A 23,382-nucleotide genomic window follows, 5' to 3' on the forward strand; every position below is an offset into this window, starting at 1 on the left:
TCGTCGCGGCTTAAGCCGATCATTCAAGCTGTATCGTTTCAGGTGAGCGAGAGGTTAAGGGAATTGGTCAAATCGTCCGGCGCGGAGACCTGACCGCAGCGCAAAAAGCAACCGCCGGAGACTGGCTCCGGCGGTTCCCAGATACGGCGCTGGCCGCGCGACGACGCTAGGCCTTCATCGCCGCCTTGACCGCCGCCGACGTGATCGGCAGCGAGCGCAGCCGCGCGCCGCAGGCGTTGTAGATGGCGTTGCCGAGCGCCGGCGCGACCACGGTCACCGCGGGCTCGCCGACGCCGGTCGCCTTTTCGCCATTGGCGATGACGGCGATCGCAACCTCCGGCACCTGGCTCATGCGCAGCGGCGTGTAGCTGTCGAAGTTGGTCTGCTCGATGCCGCCGTCCTTCAACGTCGCCTTCTCGTACATCGCCAGCGACAGCCCCCACAGCGCCGCGCCCTCGACCTGGGCGCGGATGTTGTCGGGATGCACCTGGGTGCCGACGTCGGTCGCCACGGTGAGCTTCTTCACCGTGACCGCGCCGTCGTCAGCCACCGCGACATGGGCGACGCACGCCGTCCAGCTCGCGGTCGCCCGCTCCTGCGACGACACGCAGGACACGCCCATGCCCTCGCCCTTCGGCAGCTTCTTCGCGCCGTAGCCGGACAGGCCCATCGCCGCCAGCAGCGTGTTACGCAGCCGCTGTGCGCCGCCGTCGTTCTTGCCCTTGCCGTCGAGCAGCGCGATGCGGAACTGCGCCGGGTCCTGTCCCGAGGCCACCGCGATCTCGTCGATCATGCTCTCGACCGCCCAGAACGTCCAACCCGGCGCCACCGAGCGCAATTGCCCGGACGGCGTCGCATTGTGCGCGAGCTCGTTCTTGATCGCGCGCACATGGTGGTTGGGCACGGTGTAGAAGAAGTCGGCGCCGTTGACCGTGAACGAGTCGAGCGGGCCCTTCTTGTCGACCGAGGGCGACAGGAAGTCCGGGATGCCCCAGCGCGCCGTCGGCCAGGCCGAGACGACGTCGTGGCTGAGCGCGATCAGCTTGCCGTTGCTGTCGAGCCCGGCCTTGACCTTCTGGTAGGTGAGCGGCCGCGAGTAGTCCATCGTCATGTCGTTCTCGCGGGAGTAGATCACCTTGACCGGCTTGCCCACGGCCTTGGCCGCCTGCACCGCCGGCACCATCATGTCGGCGTCGAGCCTGCGGCCGAAGCCGCCGCCGAGCCAGGCCTGGTGCATCACGACATATTTCGGATCGATCCCGGCAGCACCCGCCGCGATCGCGCCGGAGCGGGTCGCGAACTGATTGCCGGAGTAGATGTGCAGGATATCGCCCTTGAACTCGGCGGTCGCGTTCATCGGCTCCAGCGGCGCATGGATGTTGATGCTGGTGGTGTACTCCGCCTCCAGCACCTTGGCCGCGCCCGATAGCGCTGCAATGGGATCGCCATCCTTGACGAAGAACTGCCCGGCATCGTCCTGCGCCTGCAGCCGCATCGCCTCGGTGATGATGGTGTCGGTGCTGACATTGGCGTAGGGGCCTTTGTCGTAGCTGATCTTGAGCGCGTCCGCCGCCTTCCTGGCGTTGGCATAGGTGTTGGCGACCGCCACCACCCAGCCCGAGGTCGAACCGGTCTTGTCGTCGAGCGTCACCGCCTTGATGAAGCCCGGCACCTTCTTGGCCTCGGAATCGTCGACCGCCGTGACCGTGGCGCCGAAACGCACCGGCGGCGTGACGACCTTGCCGTAGACCATGCCCGGCAGCATCGTATCGATGCCATATTTGGCCGTGCCGTTGGTCTTGGAGGGAATGTCGAGCTGCGGCACCGAGACGCCGATCATGGTGTAATGATCGGGCGTCTTGAGCGTCAGCGCCTTCAATTCGTCAGGCGTGAAGCTCTTGGTGATCTTGCCGCTCTTGACGATCTCGGCATAGGTCATCTGCTTCTTCGACTTCGGATGCATGACGACGGAGTCGCGCACCACGAGCTCCTTCGCCGGCACGCCCATCGCGGTCGCAGCCGCCTCGGTGAGCGCGATGCGGCCGGCTGCGCCGGCGCGGCTCATGGCATCGAAGTTCATCATCGTGCTCCAGCTGCCGCCGGTGATCTGGGCGCCGAGCACGGGATCGTTGAACTTCGGATCGTTGGAGGCGAGCTGGACCCGCATGTCCTTCCAGGCGGCGCCGAGCTCCTCGCAAACGATCTGCGCCATGGTGGACGCAATGTGCTGGCCCATGTCGGCCTTGCCGCAGGTCACGGTCACGATGCCGTCCGGCGCAATCGCGTACCACACGCTGGGCTCGAAGTTTGCAGGCGCCGCGGCGGCGAGTGCGCTGTCGGCGAGGCCGGCGTAACCGAGCACGAGGCCGGTCGCGGCGGTGCCGACCAGGAACGAGCGGCGGCTGAGATCGGGGGCCATCGAAGGCGCTGCTTTCACGTGCTGGTTCATGTCGCCCTCCGGTCGCTGGTGTTCGACGCGGTGCGCATCTCGGACGCGGCGCGCTGGATCGCCTTCTGGATCCGCGAATAGGTCATGCAGCGGCAGAGATTGCCGTCCATATGTGCGACGATCTCCTCCTTGGTCGGGCTCGTGGTCTTGGCGAGCAGCGAGGCCGCCTGCATGATCTGGCCGGACTGGCAGTAGCCGCATTGCGGCACCTGCTCGGCGATCCACGCCTTCTGCAGGGGATGATCGCCCTTCTGCGACAGCCCCTCGATGGTGGTGATCTTCTTGTTCGCGACGTCGCCGACCATGGTCTGGCACGAGCGCACGGCCTCGCCGTTGACATGCACGGTGCAGGCGCCGCACAGCCCGGCGCCGCAGCCGAACTTGGTGCCGGTCATCTGCAACTGCTCGCGGATGACCCATAGCAGCGGCGTATCGTGCGCCGCGTCGACGGACATGGTCCGCCCGTTGATGGTGAGATTGGGCATGTGGTTTCTTCCCCGCCCGGCGTGCGACTTCGCTTACGGCGAAGTTCGGTTTTATCGATTCGCTGGAACCCACCGGATAGATGCCAGCCATCATAAGAATGATCGCGTTGCCACGGCGACGCAACGGGATTTGAGCGCCGGCTTGCGAAATGAAACGGCATTTGCGTTGTGCAGCGCGAACGATGCTGGGCTCGTGACGCCGCGCACGCTAAGAAGAGATGCAGCCAACGCCGACAGCGAGAAGAGATTTCGGCCCATGAGACCATCCGTACGCATGACGCGGTGCCTGGCTGCGGCCATGCTGCCGAGCCTGTCGGCCGTAACCCCTGCTGCGGCAGGGCAGACGCCCGGCGTCGCTGACGCGCCTTTCACAGCGACGTTATTCAATGTCACGCCGCTTGCCTTCGGCATGGATGTCGGTGAGACATCGCGCGTGCTGGAGCAGCCGTTGATCTATCTGAACGGCACGCCCGGCAACGAGACCTTTCTGGCACTGCGCAATCTCGGCGGCAGCGGACTGGTCCCGCACCATCACCGCCTCTACCTGAAATTCCGCAGGGGACGGCTGACAGGCTGGAAAGAGGACTACGGCACCAACTGGATGTGGCGCTGACAGGCGCCTGACGACCGCAAAGAGGACAGAACGTGGGACAGGACATCAAGCTGACGGCATCGGACGGGTTCCAGCTCGGCGCCTATCGCGTCGATCCGACGGGAACTGCAAAGGGCGCGCTGGTCGTCATCCAGGAGATCTTCGGCGTCAACCATCACATCCGCAACGTCTGCGACCGCCTCGCCGCCGAAGGTTACGTTGCCATCGCGCCGGCGATCTTCGACCGCGTCGAGCCCGGCTTCACCTCGGGCTATTCGCCTGACGAGATCGCGGTCGCGCGCAAGTTCGTCGCCAATCCGGATTGGGCGGCCTTTTTGCGCGACACCCAGGCCGCAATCGACGGCGTGAGGAATGTCGGGCCGGTCGGCATCATCGGTTTCTGCCTCGGCGGCAGCATCGCCTATGCGGCTGCGACCAAGCTCACCGGGCTGAAGGCCGCGGTCGGCTACTACGGCGGCGCCATCGTCCGCTTCGCCGACGACAAGCCGACGGTGCCGACGCAGCTCCATTTCGGCGAGAAGGACGCGGGCATCCCCCTGAGCGACGTCGAGACCATCAAGGCCAAGCGGCCGGACGTCGAGATCTTCGTCTATCCCGGCGCACAGCACGGCTTCGGCTGCGACGAGCGTGCGAGCTACGACAAGCCGAGCGCGGATCTGGCGTGGACCCGTAGCCTCGCGTTCCTCGGAACGCATTTGCGCTGAACCTCACCACCGTCATTGCGAGGAGCGAAGCGACGAAGCAATCCAGAGTCGCGCGTGACGCTCTGGATTGCTTCGCGGAGCCTGTCATCGGGCCGCGCATGTGCGCGGACCCGTTGGCTCGCAATGACGGCGGATGGAGCAGCGCGCCACTCGGCGGCAATGTATCCCTGTAGCCGGGCGAGACGTGCTGATATCAGAACCAGCGCTCGCCGACCTGGATCGTATCTCCCGGCTTGAGCGAGGTCCCGAGCGGAACCTCGTAGCGCGCGACTCCGGACGCATCGGTATGCGTCAGGGTGACGATGTCGCGCCGCGCCCGAGGCGAGAAGCCGCCGGCGATCGCGATTGCGCTCTCCACCGTCATGTTGGGCACGTAAGGGTATTGGCCGGGCGCCTGCACCTCGCCGAGGATGAAGAACGGGCGATAGGCCTCGATCTCGACCGCCACCGATGGCTCGCGGATGTAGCCGTTGCGGAGCTTGGCGGTGATCTCGGCGGCGAGGCCGGCGGTGGTGCGGCCACGCGCCGGCACGCTGCCGATCAGCGGCATCGTGATCGATCCGGACGCGTCGATCGCATAGGTGTTGGTCAGGCCCTCCTGGCCGTAGACGACGACGCGCAGCTTGTCGCCGGCGTCGAGATGATAGGCGGAGTCGCGCCGCGCCGGCACGTAGCCGGCGGGAACGACATAGGCGCCCGCGCGGGTGGCGGCAGCGAACGAGTTGCGCAGCGCCGGGATCGCCCCGCCCTGCCCGGTGGCGGCAACCGGGCCGGAGGAAGGCGTTCCATAGGCCATCGCGTCGAGATCGCTCTGCGGCTGGACGGCAGCGACGGGGGAGATCGTCTGCATGCAGCCCGACAACAGGATCGCGGACAGGACGGCAATGACCGGAACAAACAACGCGCGCACTCGAACAATCCTTGAATGAGGATGTGCGTTAGTCATGCGCGGCTAAGGTTAACAAACCGTTGGCGCGTGCAGTCCGTGCATCCGCAAGCGCGCCGCGGTGAAGGCGGTTCGAAAAAAATCCCCCTCCCACCGCGTGGGAGAGGGACCCGAGAATATTCGGCGCGATCCGGCGCGCGGCTGGCCTAGGCGCTCACGCCGACTCCGATCGGGCACGCGACCCCGGTGCCGCCGAGGCCGCAATAGCCGGCCGGATTCTTCGCGAGGTACTGCTGATGATAATCCTCGGCGAAATAGAATGGCCCCGCCGGAGCAATCTCGGTCGTGATCGCGCCGAGCCCCTTGGCACGCAGCGCCGACTCATAGGCCGTCTTCGACGCCTCGGCCGCCTCTCGCTGCGCGTCGCTGAACGTGTAGATCGCCGAGCGATATTGCGTGCCGACGTCGTTGCCCTGGCGCATGCCCTGGGTCGGGTCGTGGCTCTCCCAGAACGTCTTCAAGAGCCGCTCGTAGGACATGACCTTCGGATCGAACACCACCAGCACGACCTCGGTATGCGCCGTCTGGCCCGAGCACACCTCCTCATAGGTCGGATTCGGCGTATGGCCGCCGGCATAGCCGACGGCGGTGACGTCGATGCCGTCGCCGAGCTGCCAGAACTTGCGCTCCGCGCCCCAGAAGCAGCCGAGCCCGAACACGGCCTGCTCGAGACCGTCCGGATAGGGTGGCAGCAGGCGGCGACCGTTGACGAAATGCGTCGCGGCGGTCGGGATCGGCTGAGCGCGGCCGGGCAGCGCCTCGGCGGCAGACGGCATGACAGGGGCTTTGCGCATGAAGAACATGGGATGTCTCCGCTCATGGCCATCGCCCGCGGGACGGCCCACGGCGCGATGACCTCTCGTCAGGGGGAATATATAGGGCTCTACGGGTCCAGCAGTAGCGCTGTTACGCCGCGCCAGCGGTTCCCGCGGCATGCTGCCAGCATACAGCTGCCGGTGCAGCGAGACGAACCGCCGCGCTCAGTCGCGTCCATAGCCGATCAGCGGCTTGCGCGGCCGGAACAGCAGCATCAGCAGGATTCCAAGCAGTCCAAGCACCGCAAACACCGGCTGGTCCAAAAACCCCTTGACGATCCACTCCCACAAGAACGGGGCCTTGGCCTCGATCCAGGCCTTGAAGGCGGCCTGGCTCGCCTGGTGGACGTCGTTCCAGAGCTGGCCGAAACGGGTGAACTGCAGGGTCTGGTCGGCCACCCAGCGCGCGCCGTCATAGACCAGGAAGATGAAGCTTCCGGCCAGCAGCAACAGCCCTACCAGACGGAAAAAACCGCGGATCATGCCTCACCTGCCCTCTCTCGCACGCCCTTGCGGGCAGCAAGGCCATAGCGGGGCCCCCGCAGAAATTCAACCTCGTCAGGGGCTTAGAACCGGGTTTTGGTCGATTCCGGCCGCCGCGGGCGCTCCGAGACCGTTGACGCTCGGCAGGCCTGCCCCTATAAGGTCGCCATTGGCGGTGGGCGCAATCCCGCCGCCGCTGTTCTTTGAGCAGCGCCGATCCGCCGAGCATCCGCTCCGGTCATGGCATTCTCAGAGAGGCGTCCGAACAACCCACCGCGTCGATGGGGCCGCGTCAAGCGGGCCGCGCGCGTACCCGCAAGAGCGGCGACTGCTCGCCGCCGAAGGATATTTGAGAGCATGGCCAACACGACCTCCGCGAAGAAAGCGACGCGCAAGATTGCCCGCCGCACCATCATCAACAAGTCGCGCCGCACCCAGATGCGCGGCGCCGTTCGCTCAGTCGAGGACGCGATCAAGAAGGGCGACCGCGAGGCTGCGCTGAAGGCGATGGCCAACGCCGAGCCGCAGCTGATGCGCGCCGCGCAGCGCAACATCATTCACAAGAACAACGCGAGCCGCAAAGTGTCGCGCCTCACGCATCAGATCGCCAAGCTCGCGAAGTAACGCGACCGCGCCACTGGCGAACTATCAAGATGCGAACAGCCCGGCTCGCGCCGGGCTTTTCTTTTTGCGCATTGCGCCGGAGCACATTCGTTCCTCGCCGCGCCTTCTATTTGATGGCGATATCGCGTCGCGAATGCGATCTGCGCGTGTTGGAGGATGCGCGACGTCATACGCGCCTGACATTGTTCCGTAGTCCTACGTGACGTTCCGTAGTTTTACGCGGTGACAATATTGTCTCACCTGAAACAGCGAAGACTCTGCGCGTCGCGCTTGCGCAGCGATGTCAAGTGAGCGCGGCGCGTCGTTCACGTCACGCACCGCGCATCGCGGGAGTTACCCGCGTCCGGCAATCGCGAAAAACATCGTCTCGAAAATGACTTAAGCGCATAGCGCGACCAAGTGATTGGAAAAGCGGGTGAGGCCGGTCGAAACATAAAAAAATTATGAAGAAATTTTGGGCAGACGATGTTGTTTGTCACATCCGAGATTCCTCGCGATGATTCAAAACGTTGCTTTCTTAACGCGCAACACCGCGTCGCAACCGCTGCGAAGACTCGTCACGCGTGCTCCGATCTTATGGATTGCGAGTCCCGACGCATCGTGTATTTCTTTAATCACTCGCGGCGCCCACGATCTTGAGACCAGCGCGGTTTTAGAAACGGGGCGGACGTGCAAATCGGCGGCGGTGTGCGCGTTGGCGACGCTTTCCAAAGCGATGGCCGGATCTGTACCCATAGCAATATGGGGAACGACCGAACTTTGTCGAAATTTCTCGGGCGCAGCATCATCGTTGCGCCGCTTTGAACAAGAGAAATACGACATCGGTCGACCCGGCCGGAGCTCGTGGCGGCTTCGCTCACCGAGTGGACAAGTTGGACGGGATGTACGGCGGTGCGGCTGAATCTTGGGGTTCGGACGCGGCGGCATTGGGATGACAACTTGCCGTGAGCAATCACGGCAGGGCGGGGAGGTTGCATGCTTTACGGACAAATTGCGGGCACACACCATAAGCTGGTTCCGGATCACGCACCCTTGGCGGTCGGCACTTTGGCGGTCGGCACTGAAGTGACCGGTACGACCAGCACGGCCATCGCCAGCACGGCCATCGGCCCTCCCGCTCGTCCGAGTATGCGCTGACCTCGCGGAGTAGTTTTCTTCACCAGCATTGATCAGCCCAACGGCGCTCGCGCCGAACGGCAAGCCATGTCTGGAGTTGAGCCTCCGCTCGAGGTCTCGCTGCGGGAGACGCGTCCTTCCACGGGACGCCTGCCCGGCGATCACACGACACCACCACTCAATTCGAAAAGTTGCGACTGCCATGACAAATTCGGAACAGGAACGCTGGTCTCGCGTGAAGGGTCGGCTGCGCTCGACCGTCGGCGAGGATGTCTATACGAGCTGGTTTGCGCGGATGGACCTCGAAGCCGTCCAGGACGAAAGCGTTCATCTGTCGGTGCCGACGCGTTTCCTGAAGAGCTGGATCCAGGCGCACTACGCCGAGCGCGTGTTGTCGTGCTGGCAGGCCGAGATGCCGGAGGTGCACCGTATCGATCTGTCCGTTCGCACCGCGATGCGCTGCGCGACGCCGGTCAAGGAAGCCCCCGTCGCCGTCGAAGCCCGCCGCGCCGAGCGCAGCGACGCCAAGCCGGCGACCAGCGCCGACACGCGAACGGCGTCGGCTGCGGCTTCGCTCGCCACGAGCCATGATGCGCTCGGCGGCTCGCCGCTCGATCCGCGGCTGACCTTCGCCAGCTTCGTCGTCGGCCGCGCCAACACGCTGGCCCATGCGGCGGCGCGCCAGGTCGCCGACGGTCGCCGCGGCGATCCCGTGATGTTCAACCCGCTCTACATCCATGCCGGTGTCGGGCTGGGCAAGACGCACCTGCTCCAGGCCGTCACCTGGGCCGGCAACGCCGGCGGCGAGCGCAAGGTGCTGTACCTCACCGCCGAGAAGTTCATGTACGGCTTCGTCGCGGCGCTGAAATCGCAGACCGCGCTGGCGTTCAAGGAAGCACTGCGCGGCATCGACGTGCTGGTGATCGACGACCTGCAGTTCCTGCAGGGCAAATCCACCCAGGCGGAGTTCTGCCATACGCTGAATGCGCTGATCGACGCGGGGCGCCAGGTGGTGATCGCAGCCGACCGGCCGCCGTCCGACCTCGAAAGCCTCGATGATCGCGTCCGCTCGCGGCTTGCCGGCGGCCTCGTCGTCGAGATGGCAACTTTGGGCGAGGATCTCCGCCTCGGCATTCTCAAGTCGCGCGTCGCGGCGGCCCGCGCCCATCATGCGAGCTTCGACGTGCCGGAGCCGGTGCTCGACTATCTCGCCCGCTCCATCACCCATAACGGCCGTGATCTCGAAGGCGCGATCAACCGCCTGCTGGCGCATTCCAAGCTCAACAATCAGCCGGTCACGCTCGACATGGCCGAGCGCGAGGTGCGCGACCTGGTCCGCCCGCAGGAGCCGAAGCGGATCAAGATCGAGGACATCCAGCGCGTCGTGGCGCGGCAGTACAACGTCAGCCGCTCCGACCTGTTGTCGTCGCGCCGCACCGCCAACGTGGTGCGCCCGCGCCAGGTCGCGATGTATCTCGCCAAGACGCTGACCCTGCGCTCGCTGCCCGAGATCGGCCGCCGCTTCGGCGGGCGCGACCACACCACCGTGCTGCACGCCGTGCGCAAGATCGAGGCGCTGGTCGGCAAGGACGTCACGCTGAACGACGAAGTCGAGTCGCTGAAGCGCCAGCTGCAGGATTAGAGGGCACGCACGGCCAGGGGAGCGGACAGAAGGTTCGCCCCCAGCCGGGCCATTGTCCCGGCGGCTCGACGCTGCCCTCGGGCGTCATGCTCGGCCCCTGCCTCCGGGTCCCGGAAGAGCCTGCCGAAACATGGGAAATCGGCTCCGCATCCCTTGCGCTTGAGCCTCATCCGCGCCACTTTACGCCTCCCCCTCACGCTCCTGGACGCTGGCCAAGCGCCGTTCGGGCGCGAGGTGCCATCGGCCGCGGCGCTGCTCTAGCCCGCCGGCATTCCAGGACGAGATCAGTTGGGAACGGGCGGGTAAGTGCAATGAAGGTGACCGTCGAACGCGCGCAGCTCCTGAAGTCGCTGGGCCACGTCCATCGTGTGGTCGAGCGGCGCAACACCATCCCGATCCTGGGTAACGTGCTGGTCCGCGCCGAGAACGCCCGGCTGTCGCTGCGCGCAACCGACCTCGACCTCGAAGTGACGGAAACCCTGGCCGCCGAGACTGCCACCGCGGGCTCCACCACGGTTCCGGCGCACATGTTCTACGACATCGTGCGCAAGCTGCCAGACGGCTCGCAGATCGTGCTGGAGAGCGACGGCGAGCGCGCGGTGCTCGCGATCCGCGCCGGCCGCTCCAAGTTCACCCTGCAGACGCTGCCGGAGAGCGATTTCCCGGATCTCGCCGCGGGCGAAATGACGCACGCCTTCGGGGTTCCGGCCAAGGACATCAAGAGCCTGATCGACCGCACGCAATTCGCGATCTCGACCGAGGAGACGCGCTACTACCTCAACGGCATCTATCTGCATGCCGGCGGCACCGCCAAGCAGCCGACGCTGCGCGCCGTCGCCACCGACGGCCACCGCCTCGCCCAGGTCGACCTGCCGCAGCCGGCCGGCGCCGCCGAGATGCCGGGCGTGATCGTGCCGCGCAAGACCGTCGGCGAGGTGCAGCGGCTGATCGAGGACAATGACAGCGAGATCAGGATCGAGCTGTCGCAGGGCAAGATCCGCTTCACGCTCGGCCAAGTGGTGCTGACCTCGAAGCTGATCGACGGCACCTTCCCGGATTACGGCCGCGTCATTCCGCAGAACAACGACAAGGAGCTGGTCGTCGACAAGGCCGATTTCGCCGCCGCGGTCGACCGCGTCTCCACCATTTCCTCCGAGCGCGGCCGCGCCGTGAAGCTGGCGCTGGCGCCCGGCAAGCTGGTGCTGTCGGTGACCAATCCGGATTCCGGCAGCGCGACCGAAGAGCTCGAGGTCGAGTACGCCGCGGATGCCCTCGATATCGGCTTCAACTCGCGCTATCTGCTCGACATCGCCGCCCAGATCGAGGGTGAGGTCGCCGTGCTCCGGCTTGCCGATCCAGGCTCGCCGACGCTGATCCAGGACCGCGACAACAGGAATGCGTTGTACGTGCTGATGCCGATGCGGGTGTGAGGCGCGCTGCACGCAACGCTTGGGACGAGCCACACGACGAAAATCCCCTCTCCCCTTGCGGGAGAGGGTGCCGAGCGAAGCGAGGCGGGTGAGGGGTATGCCTCCACGATCACCGAGCCATCGGACGACATCCACACGCATCCGCGGCTTCGCCAAGACGATGCGACGTCAGCCGACCGAATCCGAAGCGGCCATGTGGCGACTGCTACGTGATCGCAGGTTTGAGAAATACAAATTCCGTCGTCAGGCGCCCATAGAGCAATTCATCCTCGATTTCGTTTGCTTCGAAAAGCGCCTGATCATCGAGATCGATGGCAGCCAGCATGCTGACAACGAGAAAGACACCGAGCGAGACGCGATCTTGAAAGCTGCAGGATTTCGCATCGTTCGCTATTGGAACAACGACGTGCTGTACAATTCGACCGCCGTTCAAGAGGACATCCTCACGAAGCTGAGCGAGCCGTGAGATACCCCTCACCCGCCGCCTTCGGCGGCACCCTCTCCCGCAAGGGGAGAGGGGATTTCGAATGTGTGGCCTAGATTTCCCATGACCCCCTCCCGCATCCACCGTCTCGCGCTGACGCATTTTCGCAGCTATCGCGCTGCCAGCGTCAGCGTGCAGGCGGACATGGTTGCGCTGGTCGGCGCCAATGGCGCCGGCAAGACCAATTGCCTGGAGGCGATCTCGTTCTTCGCGCCGGGACGCGGCCTGCGCCGCGCGACACTCGAGGATGTCGCCGACAACCAGGGCGACGGCTCCTGGGCGGTCTCGGCGGAGGTCGAGGGGGCGCTGGGGCTGACGACCTTCGGCACCGGCATCGAGCCGCCGCGCAGCGACGCCAGCACCACCAGGCGCTGCCGCATCGACCGCGAGCCGGTGGGCTCGGCAGCCGCCTTCGGCGACCACATCCGCATGGTGTGGCTGACGCCTGCGATGGACGGCCTGTTCATGGGCGCGGCCTCGGAGCGGCGGCGCTTCTTCGACCGCCTGGTGCTCGCGATCGACAGCGAGCATTCGAGCCGCGTGTCGGCGCTGGAGCGCAGCTTGCGCTCGCGCAACCGGCTGCTCGAGGTGCGCAATTTCGACGACCACTGGTGTGGCGCGATCGAGCGCGAGACTGCGGAGCTCGCGGTCGCCGTCGCCGCCAGCCGCGGCCAGACTGCGGTGAAGCTCGCCGCGATGCTGCGCCAGCGCGGACAAGCCTCGGCGTTCCCGTCCGCCGAGATCGCGCTCGACGGCTGGATGGAGAATGCGCTGCTGAGCGAGCCGGCGCTCGCCGTCGAGGACCGCTACCGCGCGATGCTGCGCGACAATCGCGCACGCGATGCCGCCGCCGGGCGCACGCTCGACGGGCCGCATCTCACCGACCTCCATGTCGTCTACGCGCCGAAGAACATGCCGGCGCGCGACGCGTCGACCGGCGAGCAGAAGGCGCTGCTGATCGGCCTCATCCTCGCGCATGCGACGCTGGTCGCCGAGACCACCGGCATCGTGCCGATGCTGCTGCTCGACGAGATCGTCGCCCATCTCGATCCCGGCCGCCGCACCGCCTTGTTCGCCGAGCTCGGCACGCTCGGTGCCCAGGTATGGCTGACCGGCGCCGACCCCGCGGCGTTTGCCGAACTACGCGAGCTCGGCGAGATCTTCGACGTCGAGGCCGGACGGATCAGCGCGCGACGGTAACGCCTTCGGCCGTTGGTCGGGATCCCCCCGGGGTCGTACCGGACTCGTGCCCTGAATCGCACGCGAAAGCGCCCCGCCGCACGCCTCAAAACCAGCCGCGGGAATGGCTTGAATCCGGCTTTCGGAGGGGACGAAAACGACCCTCGCCAGGCCTTGAAAAACCGTTAAAAAACGCTATCTCTTCAATGTCTTACGAAGGGCCACTTTGCGCTAGGCGCGTGGCTCCTTTCGTGAGAGAAAGAGCGCTCTCGGCATGCGGTCTGCGATGCCGATTCGACCACCCTTCCGAAGGCCCCACATGACCGAACCCGCCCGGCAAACCATCGCCGACACCGAGCCTGCAACCGCGAACGAGTACGGCGCAGAATCGATCCGGGTGTTGAAGGGCCTGGACGCGGTGCGCAAGCGCCCGGGCATGTATATCGGCGACACCGATGACGGCTCCGGCCTGCACCACATGGTCTACGAGGTCGTCGACAACGCGATCGACGAGGCGCTGGCCGGCCACGCCACCGCGGTGGAGGTGATCCTCAATCCGGACAACTCGGTCACCGTGCGCGACGACGGCCGCGGCATTCCCGTCGACATCCACAAGGGCGAAGGCGTGTCGGCGGCCGAGGTCATCATGACCCAGCTGCACGCCGGCGGAAAATTCGACCAGAACTCCTACAAGGTGTCCGGCGGACTGCACGGCGTCGGCGTCTCCGTCGTCAACGCGCTGTCGAGCAAGCTGCTGCTGCGGGTCTGGCGCGACGACAAGGAGCATCTCATCGAGTTCGCCCATGGCGATGCGATTGCGCCGCTGAAGGTGGTCGGCGAGGCCAAGGGCAAGCGCGGCACCGAGGTGACGTTCCTGGCCTCGACGGAGACCTTCAAGAACGTCGAATACGACTATGCGACGCTCGAGCATCGCCTGCGCGAGCTCGCCTTCCTCAACTCCGGCGTCAACATCGTGCTCTCCGACATGCGCCACGCGGTCGAGAAGCGCGAGGAGATGCATTACGACGGCGGCGTCGAGGAGTTCGTCAAATATCTCGACCGCAACAAGAAGGCGATCGTTCCGGCGCCGATCATGGTGCGCTCGGAGGTCAACGGCATCACCGTGGAAGCTGCGCTGTGGTGGAACGACAGCTATCATGAGAACGTGCTTTGCTTCACCAACAACATCCCGCAGCGTGACGGCGGCACCCATCTCGCCGGCTTCCGCGGCGCGCTGACGCGCCAGGTCAACGGCTATGCCGAGGCCAATGCGAAGAAGGAGAAGATCGCGCTGACCGGCGACGATTGTCGCGAGGGTCTCACCGCCGTTCTTTCCGTGAAGGTGCCAGATCCGAAGTTCTCGTCGCAGACCAAGGACAAGCTGGTGTCCTCGGAAGTGCGTCCCGTGGTCGAGAACGTTCTGAACGAGGCGCTCGCCGCCTGGTTCGAGGAGCATCCGGGCGAGGCCAAGACCATCGTCGGCAAGGTGATACAGGCCGCGGCGGCACGCGAGGCCGCGCGCAAGGCGCGCGAGCTGACCCGCAAGAGCCCGCTCAGCGTCTCCTCGCTGCCCGGCAAGCTCGCCGACTGCCAGGAGAAGGATCCGGCCAAGTCCGAGCTGTTCATCGTCGAGGGTGACTCGGCCGGCGGCAGCGCCAAGCAGGGCCGCAACCGCGAATTCCAGGCGGTGCTGCCGCTGCGCGGCAAGATCCTCAATGTCGAGCGCGTGCGCCCCGACAAGATGCTGTCGAGCGAGCAGATCGGCACGCTGATCACCGCGCTCGGAACCGGCATCAGTGACGAGTTCTCGATCGACAAGCTGCGCTATCACAAGATCATCGTGATGACGGACGCCGACGTCGACGGCGCCCACATCCGCACGCTGCTGCTGACCTTCTTCTACCGGCAGATGCGCGAGATCATCGACCGCGGCCATCTCTACATCGCGCAGCCGCCGCTCTACAAAGTGATGCGCGGCAAGTCCGAGCAGTATCTGAAGGACGAGCGCGCGCTGGAGGATTATCTGATCGGCACCGGGCTCGACGACTGCGTGTTCAAGACCGCCGAGGGCGAGGAGCGCAAGGGCCGCGACCTGCTGGGGCTGGTCGAGGAAGCGCGGATCGTCCGCAACATCCTGCGCAATCTGCACAGCCGCTACGATCGCAAGGTCGTCGAGCAGGCCGCGATCGCCGGCGTGCTGCGGCCGGATATCACCCGCGACTTGGCGACCGCGGACGCCGCGGCCGAGTACATCGCGAAACGGCTCGACGTGCTGGCCGACGAGGTCGAGCGCGGCTGGATCGGTCACTTCCTCGAGGGCCAGGGCTTCACCTTCGAACGCACCGTGCGCGGCGTCAAGGACGTCGCCGTCATCGACGACGCGCTGCTCGCCTCGGCGGATGCCCGCAAGCTCGACGACTATGCGGCCCGCCTGCAGGAGGCCTATGCCAAGCCCGGCACCTTGCGCCGCGGCGACGTCCAGACGGTGATCCACGGCCCGGTCGATCTGTTCGAATCCGTCATCGATGCCGGCCGCAAGGGCGTCACCCAGCAGCGCTACAAAGGTCTGGGCGAGATGAACCCGGAACAGCTCTGGGAAACCACGCTCGACACGGAGGCCCGCACGCTGCTGCAGGTCAGGGTCAAGGAGGTCGACGAGGCCGACGACATCTTCACCAAGCTGATGGGCGACGTCGTCGAGCCGCGCCGCGAATTCATCCAGGACAACTCGCTGTCGGCGAACGTCGACGTGTAGGCCCAGATGCCGGGACGCTCCAGCCGTCCGGCCTGTCCTCATCGGGCTGACGCTCGCCCCTGTCATCCGCCTCGCCGTGCCGCCGCGAACTGCGTGAACCAGTCCAGCGCCGCCGGGTTGCGGGTGGCATCCTTGCTCGCGACCTTGTCCGGAGCGTCGCCGAGCAGCAGTCGACGGACCGGCACCTCCATCTTCTTGCCGGTCAGGGTCATCGGGATTTCCGGCACGCCGATGATGACGTCGGGGACATGCCGCGGGCTGCGCTCGTGGCGCAGCCGCCGGCGGATCTCGTCCTGCAACCCGTCCGTCAGCTCGATGCCCTGGGCGAGTTGCACGAACAGCGGCATGTAGAAGCCGCCGTCCGGCTGCTCGATGCAGATGACGAGACTATCGACGATACCGGGAATCCCCTCCATCGTCCGGTAGATTTCCGCCGAGCCGATCCGCACGCCATGACGGTTCAGCGTGGCGTCGGAACGGCCCAAGACGTGGCAGCCGCCGCGCGCGTTGAAGCGGACACGATCGCCATGGCGCCAGACCCCCGGATAGACGCCGAAATAGCTGTCCGTATACCGGACGAAATCGGCATCGCCCCAGAAGCAGAGCGGCATCGAAGGCATCGGCGCGCGCACGACGAGTTCGCCGGCCTCGTCGATGATCTCGCGGCCCGCATCGTCGAACGCGACCGCGGCCACGCCGAGCGCCGGAGCCTGGATCTCGCCAGCATGCGTCGGCAGCAGCGGCGAGCCGGCCAGCAGACCGGAACAGAACTCCGTTCCGCCGGATTGCGAGGAGGCCCAGACCTCGGGCTTGACCGCCTCGTGCACCCAGCGAAACACCTCCGGTGTCGATGGCGATCCGACCAGCATCACCGACTGCAGCCGCTCCAGATTGAACTCGCGGCCCGGAACGACGCCCTGCTGCCGCACCAGCTGGATGTAGCTCGGGCTGATGCCGAGCACGGTCACGCCGGCGGCTTCCACGAGCCGCCACACCAGCCGCGCGTCCGGATGGCTCGGATGGCCGTCATAGAGCACCGAGGTGCCGTTCATCAGCGGCCCCCACATCAGCGTGTTCCAGACCATCCAGCCTGTCGTCGAGTAGAAGAACAGCGTGCCGTCCGCCTCGATCTCGAAATGAAACGCCGCCGACTTGTAGTGCTCAAGCACGATGCCGTGGTGATTGTGCACGATCGGCTTCGGCAGGCCGGTCGTTCCCGAGGTGAACAGCACCCAGAGCGGATGATCCGATGCGACGCGTGCGAACTGAAATGCGTCGCGCGCGATCGCCGGACCGTCGAGCAGGTCGGGCCACGCCCGAATGCCGCCACGAAACTCCGGCGCCTTGCGCGCGGCCGGATGATAGTCGAGCATGACCAGCATCTCGGCGCTCGGCAGCGCCGCGAGGATCGTCTCGAGATCGCCGATGCGGTCGAAATCCTTCGCTCCGTAACGATAGCCGTTGACCGCGAAGACGAGCTTCGGCGCGATCTGCGAAAATCGGTCGATCACCGTCTGCGCGCCGAATTCCGGTGCCGCCGAGGACCACACCGCGCCGATCGCCGTGGTCGCGAGCATCGCGATGACGGCTTCGGGAATGTTCGGCATGTAGGCGACGACCCGGTCGCCCTTGTCGATTCCCATCTCGCGCAGCGACGTGGCGAGCCGCCGCACGCGGCCTGCGATTTCGCCCCAGCTCGCGGCCGCCAGCGGACGCAGCTCCGAGCCGTGATGCAGCATCGCTCGATCGGGACTGCCGCTCAACTCGTGGCGCAGCACGTGCTCGGCGAAGTTCAGCCGCGTCCCCGTGAACCAGCGCGTCCGCGGCATCGGATCGCGCGAGACGACCTCGCCGATCTCGCCGTCGGCCATGACCTCGAAATAATCCCAGATCGAACGCCAGAACCCGGCGACGTCGTCGACCGACCACTGCCAGAGATCGTGATAGCCGGAGAAGCTGTGGCCGCGCGAAGCGAGCCAGTCGAGATATCGGCGGATGTTGGCGCGCGCCTGTCGCTGCGCCGAGCAGGTCCAGACGTCAGCTTGATCATCGGCCATTCCAGCGTTTCTCCATCCCTGCCGCAGCCGCGGCAGCCAACGACCATCGGCCGCGCCACACCGGCCGTCAAGAACACGGCGCGCTCCCCGGCCGCTGCCCCGCCGCCGTGGCAAAGTGGCCCGCCGCGATTTTCCGGCATTGATTCCGTTTTGGAATTGGCGTTAGGAGTCGGTCTCATGAGGACCCCGGCGGCCCGTGAACCAGGTTCGCGGTCGCCGGATTGCGGAACAGGTTGATCCCGCTGGACACCCTGTGCCCGAACGCCGTCGCGAAGCCGGCAAGGGCAGCGGCCACACGCTTCGACAACGGATCATCACCGCATGGCGCCCATTCAATACATCGTCGAGGGCGGTCACCGGCTCAAAGGCGCGATCGAGCCGTCCGGCAACAAGAATGCCGCGCTGCCTATCATCGCCGCGGCGCTCTTGACCGACCATCCGGTGACGCTCGACAACGTGCCGCGCATCCGCGACACCGAGACGCTGGTGGAGCTGGTGCGCTCGGTCGGCGCAACAGCTGAATGGCGCGGGCGGAACCGGCTCGCCATCCACGCCAAGGAGATCCGCGCCGCCGATCTCGATCCGGACCTGTGCGCGCGCATCCGCGCCTCGATCCTGCTCGCCGGTCCGCTGCTCGCGCGCTGCGGCGAGGTGGCGCTGCCGCCGCCGGGCGGCGACGTGATTGGCCGCCGCCGGCTCGACACGCATTTCCTCGCCTTCGAGCAGCTCGGCGCCAGCGTCACCGCGACCGACAAGATCGAGCTGCGCGCCTCCGGCCTGAAGGGCGCCGACGTGTTCCTCGACGAGCCCAGCGTCACCGCGACCGAGAACGCGCTAGTCGCCGCCGTCGCCGCGCACGGCACGACCTATCTGCGCAACGCGGCCTCGGAGCCGCATGTCCAGGACCTCGCGCACTTCCTCGTTGCGCTGGGCGCCAACATCGAGGGCATCGGCACCAACACGATGGTGATCCACGGCGCCAGCACGCTCGGCCAGGCGTCCTACGCGATCCAGCCCGATCACATCGAGGTCGGCTCGCTGATCGGGCTGGCCGCGGTGACGCGCTCTCCCTTGCGCATCGTGCGCGCCGGCACCGAGCATCTGCGCTCCATCCGCATGGGCTTCGAGCGGCTCGGCATCGTCTGCGAGGTCGCCGGCGACGATCTGATCGTGCCCTCGGACCAGACGCTCAGGATCAAGGACGATTTCGGCGGCCACGTGCCGAAGCTGGAGGACCAGCCCTGGCCGGCCTTCCCGGCCGACCTGATGTCGATCGCGCTCGTCACCGCCACGCAATGCGAGGGCGTGATCCTGATGTTCGAGAAGATGTTCGAGTCGCGGATGTTCTTCGTCGACAAGCTGATCTCGATGGGCGCGCGCATCGTGCTGTGCGACCCGCACCGCGCCATCGTCGCCGGCCCCAGCCGCCTGCGCGGCGCCCGCGTCGTCTCCCCCGACATCCGCGCCGGCATGGCCATGCTGCTCGCCGCGCTCTGCGCCGAAGGCACCTCGTACATCGACAACGCCGACCAGATCGAACGCGGCTATGAACGCATCGACGAGCGCCTGAACGCACTGGGCGCGAAGATCACCCGCGTGCCGGAGCGCGGGCGGTAGTTTACTACGCACATCTCTCCTCCGTCATTGCGAGCGCAGCTCGCAATGACGAAATTGAATGACCCTGGCGCAAGGCCATCGGCGCACTGGCTTCGCGGACATGCGCGTGCGATGCTGCTGCGCATGGCGCGCGAGCAACCTTGACATGTGAGGCTCATCGCTCATGACAATCAGCGAGATCACTCCCAACGTCGACGGTACCCGATGGCTGGCCGGCGCGGAGTTCGCCGATGCCTTTCGCATCACGATCAACGGCCCGCCCGTTGCTGCCCGCACCGCGGCCGAGCGCATGCTCGGTCACACGCCCTGGTGGATAGCGGCGCTCCTGAAGCTCCGCAACCTGCTGGTCAGGCCCTTCGGTCTGAAGACCTCGGGCGCGGACCCAAGCAACCCACGTCCTCTGATCGGGATTTTTCCGGTCGTCGACGAAACGCCGGCCCGGCTCGTGCTCGGCTTCGACGACAAGCATCTGGACTTTCGCGTCCTGGTCGACGTGGCCTCTCAGCACGCGACCTCGCAAGTGACAGCGACCACCTTGGTCGAGACCCACAATGCTCTCGGCCGCATCTATCTCGCCATGATCAAGCCGTTTCACCGGCTCGTCGTGAAGGCGATGCTCCGGCAGGTCGCAGCAGCCGCATGATGACACGCGAGTCTTCGGCTCGCTGTCGCACCGGCGCTCCGTGCCCAAGCCGCCAATATCGCGGCTGCCGTTTTTCCGAATTTTTTGCTTGCTATTATTCCAAGAATCAGAAATAATGTAGCCATCCCGTCCTCATGAGAGGGGCGCTTCGCGATCGTCACGGACGTTGAGGGCGGGGATGCGGTGGATGCGGCGGCTCTCAGCGCGCACTTGGGTAGCAACTCGAGGCTGGCGCGTGGACGAAGGGGCGGTCGCATACGGCGAAAGCGTATGGTCCTGGCCTCCCGACGCTGAGGTCAAGCCGGCGGGCGGTTCCGCTGACGACGGGGGCAAGAAAGCCCGGTCCCCGGGGAGAATACGTATAAGTCGTTCCAACCATCGCGCGGGGAATGCCGGGATGTCTCGGCTGAACCTGTGGTTCCTGCCGCCTGCATTTTTTTACGCAGGCGGGCCATGGGTGCGGCCAGCGCCCGGCATTCCCCGCGCCCTCTCGCTTCCGAGGGCCATCGATCAAGCAGAGCTCGGACGTGTCAGCGCCGCGAGATCGGTCAGTCATGCACGCGATCACGTCAATGCGATTGACGATGCGCCTCACGCAGCCGTCCGCATTTGGCCAGGTGGAGCTGCGCCTCCGTGCCGCACGCGGCTGCGACCGAACATGCCGCCGTGATGTGCACGACGCCGCAGGGCCTGCTATAGCCCCGACCATGACCTCCACAGCCGGAACCAACCACGCACCGCCAACGGCGGCGCCGACGCTTCCCCTCGCGCTCGAGCTCTGGGACACGATCCGGCTCGCCGCACCGATGGCGCTGACGCAGTTGTCGCAGATCGCGATGATGTCGACCGACCTCGCCTTCATCGGCCGTCTCGGCGGCGATGCCGTGGCGGCGGCCGCATTGGCGGGCACGGTGTATTTCGTCGGCTCGACCTTCGGCATGGGCCTGATGTCGGCGGTGGCGCCGCTCGCCGCGCAGGCGTTCGGAGCCGCGGATGCAGCACTGGTGCGGCGCGCGCTCCGCGTTGGACTATGGGCCGGCCTGTTCATCGCGCTGCCGATCATGATGATCGCGCTGAACGGCGAGGCCATCCTGCTCACGCTCGGACAGGCCCCCGACGTCGCGCGTCCTGCGCAGGATTATCTGCGCGGCCTCGCCTGGGGTATTGCGCCGATGCTGTGGTTCATGGCGCTGCGCAGCTTCATGGGCGCGGTCAACCGCCCCGAGCCGGTGCTCTGGATCACACTGGCCGCGATCCCGCTCAACGCGCTGCTGGTCTATCCGCTGCTCTACGGCCACTGGGGTTTTCCGCGGCTGGGCCTGACCGGCGTCGGCCTCGCCACCTCGACCGTCAACCTGGGAACGTTCCTCGCCGGGCTGTGGTTCGCAGCGTTCCGCCCGCCGTTCCGCGACTACCACGTCCTCGCGCGACTGGGCCGTATCGACTGGCGACTGATGCGACAGCTCCTCATCATCGGCGCGCCGATCTCGCTGTCGTTCCTGCTCGAATACGGCCTGTTCTCCGCGGCCGCGATCCTGATGGGACTGATCAGCACGGCCGCGCTCGCCGCGCACCAGATCGCGCTGCAGATCACCGCGATCCTGTTCATGGTGCCGTTCGGGATCAGCATGGCCGCGACCGTGCGCGTCGGCCACGCCGCCGGGCGCGATGATGCGACCGGCGTTCGCCGCGCCGGCTTGATGGCGATGTTGCTCGGCCTTTCACTCGCAGTGCTGTTCACGCTCGGCATCGTCATTGCGCGCCATGACATCGTGCAGCTGTTCCTCGGCTCCGGGATCTCCGATGCCGAAACGACAGCGGCGCTGGCCGCCACGCTGCTGCTCGTCGGCACGACGTTCTTCATCACGGACGCATTGCAGAGCATCGCGGTCGGCGCGCTGCGCGGCATCAAGGACACGCGGGTGCCGCTGCTGCTCGCCGTGCTCGGCTATTGGCTGATCGGCTTCCCCGCCTCTTATCTGCTTGGCCTCCACACCGCGCTCGGCGCGGTCGGAATCTGGATCGGCCTGTCGATCGGCACCACGATCTACGCCGCGCTGCTGGTGGTGCGCTTCCTGCGGCTGACCCGATGAAGAGTTCAGGCGCCGGCCGTATCGGACGACTCCCCGGGCTCCGGCCGATGCACCTTGCCGGCCGACGCTCCGGACCATTCGGCGACGACGCGCTCGAGGTCGATCAGGTTCTGCCGCATCTGGTCGAGCGAAAAGCCCAGAGCGAAGAAGCGCTCGGCGGCATCGCCGGGCAGCCCGCGCGTCAGCCCGTCGCTGCGGACGGCGGCGACCTGCTCGGCATAGGCTTTGACCGCAACATGGATCGGCCAGATCGGCGGTGGGCCGGAGCCGTTGCGGACGGCCGCGGCACAGCCGCGCAGATAGCTCGCGATCGCATCGCTGACGCGCGCCACCGGCGCCGACAAACGTGCCTGCAGCTCCGAGGGCAGCGGCACCACGCTGGCGCGGCCGATCATCACGACGTCATGGCGGAGGCGCAGGATCGTCCGCAGCAGCGGACCGGTGTCGGCGCCAGAGGACAGCCGCGCCGAGCGTTCGCGCTCGGCCTCCGCCCCGGTCGCGTTCAACTCGGTGAGCGCGGTGCCGATACCGTCCTGGATCCGATGCAGCGCGTCGTTGTCGCGGCCCCGCGACAGGCCGGCCAGAAGCTCGGTCATTGCTGCGGCGATCAGTTCGAGCAGGCGGCCCGCCGCGCTGCGCATCTGGACATGCGCCCGCGACGGCAGCACGACGAACGATACGGCGAGGCCGGTGAACGCGCCGACCGCAACCTCGAACACGCGGTCGATCGCCGATCCCAGCGGATCGAGATGGCCCATCGTGGGCACCAGGAGCACGATGACCGCGGTCACGGTGGCGGCGTTGAGGCTGGGATTGATCGCGGCAATGAAAGCGAGCGGGGTCACCGCCAGGATCAGCATGCCGAGCAGTTGCAGCTCGCCGGAATGCGGAATGAACACGGTGATGGCGCCGCCATAGATGGCACCGCCGATGGTGCCGAACATGTAGTCGCGCGTCGCCTTCAGCGAGCGCCCGACGCTGCCTTGCGTCACGATCAGCGAGGTCAGCACCGCCCACAGCGGCAGCTTCAGGTGGAAGGCCGTGGCAACGGCAAAAGCGAGCGTCGCCGCCACCGTGCCGCGGACGGCCAGCGACATCTGCGCCTTGCGGCCGCCCAACCTGCCGAACAGCTCCTTGAACGACGCCATCAATCATTCACCTCGAACGGACCAGCGCGTCGGCATGGCAGCCTCCCACCGGACCGGACCGGCTTGAAAGGCGGAATCAGCTTGCCTACCCTGGCTGCA

Annotated in this window: 19 protein-coding genes; 11 read left to right on the forward strand and 8 right to left on the reverse strand. The window is 66.4% G+C overall.

The window, feature by feature from the left end; all coding sequences use genetic code 11:
- Window positions 1-166 precede the first annotated feature (166 nt).
- Both ACQR1H_RS26565 and ACQR1H_RS26570 read right to left on the reverse strand, forming a co-directional pair.
- On the reverse strand, window positions 167-2,449 hold the full coding sequence (locus tag ACQR1H_RS26565; RefSeq protein ID WP_434908428.1) for a molybdopterin cofactor-binding domain-containing protein: 2,283 nt from the start codon (window positions 2,447-2,449) through the stop codon (window positions 167-169).
- A complete protein-coding gene (locus ACQR1H_RS26570; protein ID WP_315735504.1) occupies window positions 2,446-2,934 on the reverse strand; it encodes a (2Fe-2S)-binding protein in 489 nt (162 codons plus the stop codon). Before ACQR1H_RS26570 ends, ACQR1H_RS26565 begins: the two co-directional genes overlap by 4 nt.
- Window positions 2,935-3,232: 298 nt before the next feature.
- Between ACQR1H_RS26570 and ACQR1H_RS26575 the strand changes: the two genes are divergently transcribed.
- The gene (locus ACQR1H_RS26575) at window positions 3,233-3,547 is read left to right on the forward strand and encodes a hypothetical protein (RefSeq protein ID WP_409997958.1); all 315 of its coding nucleotides are present in this window, start codon (window positions 3,233-3,235) and stop codon (window positions 3,545-3,547) included.
- A gap of 32 nt (window positions 3,548-3,579) precedes the next feature.
- Window positions 3,580-4,251, forward strand: a complete 672-nt coding sequence (locus ACQR1H_RS26580) for a dienelactone hydrolase family protein (RefSeq protein WP_434888071.1) — start codon at window positions 3,580-3,582, stop codon at window positions 4,249-4,251.
- A 193-nt stretch (window positions 4,252-4,444) separates the two neighbouring features.
- Here the strand turns inward: ACQR1H_RS26580 and ACQR1H_RS26585 are convergent, their stop codons facing one another.
- The 3 genes from ACQR1H_RS26585 to ACQR1H_RS26595 form a co-directional block, all read right to left on the reverse strand.
- Window positions 4,445-5,161 carry a polysaccharide biosynthesis/export family protein gene (locus ACQR1H_RS26585; RefSeq protein ID WP_315803884.1) on the reverse strand — a complete coding sequence of 239 codons (717 nt, stop codon included), beginning with the start codon at window positions 5,159-5,161 and terminating at the stop codon, window positions 4,445-4,447.
- Between the two features lie 182 nt (window positions 5,162-5,343).
- Window positions 5,344-6,000 (reverse strand): peptide-methionine (S)-S-oxide reductase MsrA, encoded by a 657-nt coding sequence (msrA, locus tag ACQR1H_RS26590; protein WP_434908429.1) that lies wholly within the window; start codon window positions 5,998-6,000, stop codon window positions 5,344-5,346.
- A gap of 177 nt (window positions 6,001-6,177) precedes the next feature.
- Window positions 6,178-6,495: a hypothetical protein gene (locus tag ACQR1H_RS26595; RefSeq protein WP_434908430.1), complete on the reverse strand. Its 318-nt coding sequence runs from the start codon at window positions 6,493-6,495 to the stop codon at window positions 6,178-6,180.
- Window positions 6,496-6,852: 357 nt separating this feature from the next.
- Here ACQR1H_RS26595 and rpsT point away from each other — a divergent pair, with 357 nt between their 5' ends.
- Complete coding sequence (gene rpsT / locus ACQR1H_RS26600) at window positions 6,853-7,119, forward strand: 30S ribosomal protein S20 (RefSeq protein ID WP_012047584.1); 267 nt, start codon at window positions 6,853-6,855, stop codon at window positions 7,117-7,119.
- A 501-nt stretch (window positions 7,120-7,620) separates the two neighbouring features.
- Here the strand turns inward: rpsT and ACQR1H_RS26605 are convergent.
- Entirely contained in the window at window positions 7,621-7,941 is a 321-nt protein-coding gene (locus ACQR1H_RS26605; RefSeq protein WP_315803886.1) for a hypothetical protein, read from the reverse strand.
- A 496-nt stretch (window positions 7,942-8,437) separates the two neighbouring features.
- On the opposite strand from ACQR1H_RS26605, the gene dnaA reads away from it, so the two are divergent.
- From dnaA to gyrB, 5 genes are all read left to right on the forward strand, one after another.
- Window positions 8,438-9,877: a chromosomal replication initiator protein DnaA gene (gene dnaA / locus ACQR1H_RS26610; RefSeq protein WP_315803887.1), complete on the forward strand. Its 1,440-nt coding sequence runs from the start codon at window positions 8,438-8,440 to the stop codon at window positions 9,875-9,877.
- A gap of 311 nt (window positions 9,878-10,188) precedes the next feature.
- Window positions 10,189-11,307, forward strand: a complete 1,119-nt coding sequence (gene dnaN / locus ACQR1H_RS26615; protein WP_315803888.1) for a DNA polymerase III subunit beta — start codon at window positions 10,189-10,191, stop codon at window positions 11,305-11,307.
- Window positions 11,308-11,404: 97 nt separating this feature from the next.
- Complete coding sequence (locus ACQR1H_RS26620; protein WP_434908431.1) at window positions 11,405-11,773, forward strand: endonuclease domain-containing protein; 369 nt, start codon at window positions 11,405-11,407, stop codon at window positions 11,771-11,773.
- 81 nt (window positions 11,774-11,854) lie between these two features.
- Window positions 11,855-12,991 carry a DNA replication/repair protein RecF gene (gene recF / locus ACQR1H_RS26625; RefSeq protein WP_316179095.1) on the forward strand — a complete coding sequence of 379 codons (1,137 nt, stop codon included), beginning with the start codon at window positions 11,855-11,857 and terminating at the stop codon, window positions 12,989-12,991.
- A 298-nt stretch (window positions 12,992-13,289) separates the two neighbouring features.
- A complete protein-coding gene (gyrB, locus tag ACQR1H_RS26630; protein ID WP_315803891.1) occupies window positions 13,290-15,725 on the forward strand; it encodes a DNA topoisomerase (ATP-hydrolyzing) subunit B in 2,436 nt (811 codons plus the stop codon).
- Between the two features lie 62 nt (window positions 15,726-15,787).
- Here gyrB and ACQR1H_RS26635 read toward each other — a convergent pair whose 3' ends face one another.
- Entirely contained in the window at window positions 15,788-17,782 is a 1,995-nt protein-coding gene (locus tag ACQR1H_RS26635; protein WP_434908432.1) for an acetoacetate--CoA ligase, read from the reverse strand.
- Window positions 17,783-18,103: 321 nt separating this feature from the next.
- On the opposite strand from ACQR1H_RS26635, the gene murA reads away from it, so the two are divergent.
- The 3 genes from murA to ACQR1H_RS26650 all read left to right on the forward strand — a co-directional run bounded on the left by murA (window position 18,104) and on the right by ACQR1H_RS26650 (window position 22,135).
- Window positions 18,104-19,399: a UDP-N-acetylglucosamine 1-carboxyvinyltransferase gene (murA, locus tag ACQR1H_RS26640; RefSeq protein ID WP_434884998.1), complete on the forward strand. Its 1,296-nt coding sequence runs from the start codon at window positions 18,104-18,106 to the stop codon at window positions 19,397-19,399.
- 163 nt (window positions 19,400-19,562) lie between these two features.
- Entirely contained in the window at window positions 19,563-20,042 is a 480-nt protein-coding gene (locus tag ACQR1H_RS26645; RefSeq protein WP_315803894.1) for a DUF2867 domain-containing protein, read from the forward strand.
- Between the two features lie 707 nt (window positions 20,043-20,749).
- Window positions 20,750-22,135 (forward strand): MATE family efflux transporter, encoded by a 1,386-nt coding sequence (locus ACQR1H_RS26650; RefSeq protein WP_434908433.1) that lies wholly within the window; start codon window positions 20,750-20,752, stop codon window positions 22,133-22,135.
- 5 nt (window positions 22,136-22,140) lie between these two features.
- Here ACQR1H_RS26650 and ACQR1H_RS26655 read toward each other — a convergent pair whose 3' ends face one another.
- A complete protein-coding gene (locus tag ACQR1H_RS26655) occupies window positions 22,141-23,283 on the reverse strand; it encodes an FUSC family protein (RefSeq protein ID WP_434908434.1) in 1,143 nt (380 codons plus the stop codon).
- Window positions 23,284-23,382: the final 99 nt, after the last annotated feature.

Origin of the sequence: Bradyrhizobium sp. HKCCYLRH2015 (assembly GCF_051168215.1) — a bacterium.
Classification (GTDB): domain Bacteria; phylum Pseudomonadota; class Alphaproteobacteria; order Rhizobiales; family Xanthobacteraceae; genus Bradyrhizobium.